The following is a 4157-nucleotide window of genomic DNA, read 5'->3' as shown; positions in this document are numbered from 1 at the left end:
GTTCGTTGATGGTTGTTCGTTGATTAAAATTTAGCTTTGCTAAATTTCATGCAACAAAAAAGTCTATACTCTAAATTCTATTTTCTTACTTCATAGCCCATACTTAGTACTTAATGCTTCTTACTTTACACTTCCTACCTCTCAAATTTGTCAGTTCGAGTGATTTTTTTACTGCAGCTGAGCGGAAGTAAGAAAATTGTATCGAGAACCATAGCGTGTTCCAAACCTGTTCTCGATACCCTCCTTGTCGGCGGACAGGCAAATTCCTCGTGCCTCGAATTCCACTCGAACTGACAGTGGGAACTTATAACGAAAACAACTGAAAACTGAAACTGCCTACTGAAACCAGCATTACATCTTGAGCGCAGTCGAAGGGACCGGAACAAGCATCACTTCGGCTACGCTCAGTGACCGAGTGAGACCAACAACCAACAACGAACAACCATCAACCAAGCGCAGCGATCAACTCTTCCACTCCCTCAAAAGCATTTAGTTGTTCTGTTGTGACCAGCACCTCTAAATCATAATCCGTTTCCTCTAATATAATAGGATAGGTAAATGCATGTCCAAATTTGCTTTTATAGCTTTCTTGGAATTCATCTTTATGAAAGAACTCTAGTTCGTAGCCTTCTGTCAATAAACCTTCCCTAAACGTTTTCCATTGCTTTTTCTCGGTGAAATTCCCGTGGGTCAGTGAGCACAGGTTACAGTTATAGGTTGTGGGACTCACTATTTTATGGGCAAAGTCCAACATTTTACTACCGGTATCACTATTGGCATTATAGATAAACAAAATTTTCTTTGACATGATTATTTGGTCGTAAAAATACCCAAACCATACATCATAATTACACAGCTATGCTTTTCGGTAATGGGGAATGAATTCTAAATTGTAGGTCTATTCTTTAGTGGTATATTAGGAGTGCAATTACACTTATACAATAGTTGTGCAACATTTCTAAAAGACAGATTTGAAAAGAACCATTTTTATTTTAGTAATTTTATTTTCCTGCTGTAAAGAACAGTCCAAAGCGGAGGGTAAAATTGAAGAAAAAATTCAACGGACGGATTTCGGACTCGATTTTTCGGACTTTGCAATTTTAAAATTTAACCCCGAATGGCACTGGATTTTTGAAAACTCAAAACCGTCACCAGCGGATTTAAAATTGAACGAACTAAGCAAAATTGAATTTATTCTAGAAAAAGCAATAATAGAACACAATAGCGAACTAGAAAATGATTCTAGATGGAGACTTGAACTAGAAGGCTACAATCGACAATATGTAGCTATCTTAAATGAAAAAGGAGAAAAAGAAGTTTGGATAAATTTTTTCTGTGATACTGGTTGGACAGAGGACCAATTGAAAAGCTATCCTTATGAGGTTGATGATGGTGGAAATTGTTTTTTCAATATTAAAATTAACCTCACTACCGGTTCTTATGGAGATTTGAGAATAAACAGCATTGCATAAAAAACGTTGCACAACAAACCTATAAACAATACGGGTTATGGGCATATTAGCAGGGTTTGCGTATTTTTATGAAGTCCGCAAAATCTTTTGGATTTGACATTAAATAAAAAAGAAAAAGCAAAACAAAAAGGTTTGGCTAAGTTCCAAACGGAAAGCAAAAGCCAGTTTGCTCCCGTACTGTTCATAGCTAAAACGTTAGCAAATATACCGAATCACGTTTCTCACAAATTTAAAACTTGATAAGTAGAATCTAAAAACAATATAAATGGAGAAGAACAATAAATTGGAAATCATAGGATTTGTGCTCATGGTCATCGGTGCGTTATTTTGGCTGTCTAAAAAATATTATGCAGTTGAAGCACTTAATACAATTTATGGTTGGATAGATATTATATTGCCATTAGGGCTTGCAATTTGGGCAATTGGCTATATGAAGAAAGAGGGTTTAAAAAAGAAGCAAAAATAGAGCACATAGAAAAAAGAAAAACAAAAAGATTTCACTAAGAACAAGGCTAACCACAAACATTAGTTTACCCACCTACTGCTTACAACCCAACCATTAGCAATAATTCTATTCACACTAACAACAGTAATGACCAAAACATTTTACATTTTAATATCCATTTTCTTTTTGAGCTGTGAAATCAACCAGAATAAAAAAACTACTGATAAAGAGCCTAACATATTATTTATTATAGCGGATGATATGGGAAAAGATGCATTGAACGGATATGCAGAAGGAACTATAAAACCCCATACACCACATTTGGATGCCATCAGAAAATCAGGTGTAAACTTTACTAACTTCTGGACATACCCAACGTGTTCTCCAACTAGAGCTTCCATGATTACAGGTAAATATGGATATAGAACTGATGTAACATGGGCAAATCAAAAATTGAATGAGAATGAAGTTTTATTGCAAAAATACATCAGCGAAAACACTGATGATTCATACACGACAGCTGTAGTTGGTAAATGGCACATCTCTGGTTATGATACAACCATTAATCCTGAGACCTTTGGCATTGACTACTATGCAGGTATATTTATCGGTTCTGTAAAAGACTATTATAATTGGCCTTTATCAGAAAAAGGAAAACAAACAATTTCTAAAGAATATACTACCAAAAAATTTACAGATCTAGCCTTCAATTGGATCAATGAACAAGAGAAACCTTGGTTTATGTGGTTGGCATATAATGCCCCGCATACGCCTTTTCATATTCCTCCTGCAGAAATGCATAGTCAAGGAGATTTGCCACCATACACTAAAGATGTGGACCCAACCCCTTATTTTATGGCTTCTATTGAGGCTATGGATTTTCAAATAGGCAAACTTTTAAATTCTATTTCAAAAAAGGACAGAGAAAATACGATAATCATTTTTTTGGGCGATAACGGTACAGAACCCATAGTTACCCAAGATCCATATGATAAAAATCAAGTAAAAAGAAGTCTATATCAAGGCGGTATAAATATGCCCTTATTTGTATCCGGTAAGGGTGTAGAAAGAAAAGGTAGTGATAACAACTTAATTACGAGTACGGATATTTTTGCAACAATTGCGGAAATAGCAGGTGTAGACATTGATGAAATTAACGACAGCAAAAGCTTTAAATCTCTTTTTTCTGAAAAGAAATCCATTAGAAAGTATCAATATGCTGAAATGAAGAATAAAAAAAATGATGCTTGGACCATTAGCAATGGCACTTACAAATTGTTAGTATTTGCAGATGGCAATGAAGAAATGTACCACTTAATTAATGACCCTTACGAAAAAAGCAACATTTTAAATTCGCCACTCACCACTGTTGAAAAGAAAACTAAAGAAGCCCTAGAAGCCGAATTGTTGAGGATCAGAAATTAAAATAAGTATTGCCAAATACAGGTTGTACCTAATACACCTTTTAACATTTTAAAATGTTCTTTGATATGACCATTTGGTCATAAAAACACCCAAAACATACATAGTTTTTGACCAGTTATGGTTTCCCGTAACGGAGTCTGAAAATGAAATTGTAGGTTTATTCCTTAGTGGTATATTAGGAGTGCAATTACTCATATTTCTGAATATGGCGGCATATGTGTAATTGTGCACATATACGATAGTTACAGCAAATAGCTCAAAAAATAAAATTACGGTCGGAAAATAACTAAAATGGAATTATTGGGAAGTAAATGCCGAAATAGCTAGAAATTATGGTCTAATATTTTATTTGTAACAAAATGAAATTTTTGACACTTATAATATGAATCAACCAAGACATTTTAAAAACTATCCTTATGAAAAATAACATTTACCTTCAAGCATTATTATTATTTGGAGCGCTAATTATCTATGAAGCACTCGCTTTTCTTTACAAAGATGGATTTACTATAAGCGATATGAATTGGATTGGAATTGTAGTTTTTACTGCTATTTATTTGATTTACAATATTTATAAAAAAAACAAAGCTTAGATTTTAACTCGAATTGAATAAAATAAGCTTAATCAAACGGGATCCTTTGTTAGCTTGCGTAGATGGACTTCACCCAAGCGAAACTGTTTCGACGGAATTCTTAGCTTGTTTGTGCAAATGGATTTTACTCGGGCGGAATAACTAGGGAAACGTAAATTTTCGTGTTTACTCAAATATGTCGCAACTTGCTGTAACAATAGTAACCGTTGCACAAGCCTATAA

5 protein-coding genes are annotated in these 4157 nt (G+C 34.3%); 4 read left to right on the top strand and 1 reads right to left on the bottom strand.

Going from position 1 to position 4157, the window contains the following annotated elements; all coding sequences use genetic code 11:
* Positions 1-445 precede the first annotated feature (445 nt).
* Positions 446-808 (bottom strand): GTPase, encoded by a 363-nt coding sequence (locus tag B2Z27_RS14270; protein ID WP_286814147.1) that lies wholly within the window; start codon positions 806-808, stop codon positions 446-448.
* A gap of 163 nt (positions 809-971) precedes the next feature.
* Here B2Z27_RS14270 and B2Z27_RS14265 point away from each other — a divergent pair, with 163 nt between their 5' ends.
* The 4 genes from B2Z27_RS14265 (at position 972) to B2Z27_RS14250 (ending at position 3935) form a co-directional block, all read left to right on the top strand.
* Positions 972-1472, top strand: a complete 501-nt coding sequence (locus B2Z27_RS14265; RefSeq protein WP_286814146.1) for a hypothetical protein — start codon at positions 972-974, stop codon at positions 1470-1472.
* Between the two features lie 265 nt (positions 1473-1737).
* Entirely contained in the window at positions 1738-1938 is a 201-nt protein-coding gene (locus tag B2Z27_RS14260; protein ID WP_099193483.1) for a hypothetical protein, read from the top strand.
* A 126-nt stretch (positions 1939-2064) separates the two neighbouring features.
* Positions 2065-3342: a sulfatase-like hydrolase/transferase gene (locus B2Z27_RS14255; RefSeq protein ID WP_286814145.1), complete on the top strand. Its 1278-nt coding sequence runs from the start codon at positions 2065-2067 to the stop codon at positions 3340-3342.
* Positions 3343-3758: 416 nt separating this feature from the next.
* Positions 3759-3935 carry a hypothetical protein gene (locus B2Z27_RS14250; protein WP_286814144.1) on the top strand — a complete coding sequence of 59 codons (177 nt, stop codon included), beginning with the start codon at positions 3759-3761 and terminating at the stop codon, positions 3933-3935.
* Positions 3936-4157 lie beyond the last annotated feature (222 nt).

The organism is Maribacter sp. UBA3344, from assembly GCF_002362375.1.
GTDB classification, from domain to species: Bacteria; Bacteroidota; Bacteroidia; order Flavobacteriales; family Flavobacteriaceae; genus Maribacter; species Maribacter dokdonensis.
The sequence above is the reverse complement of the archived record's forward strand: the minus strand, read 5'-3'. Positions and strand labels throughout refer to the sequence as shown.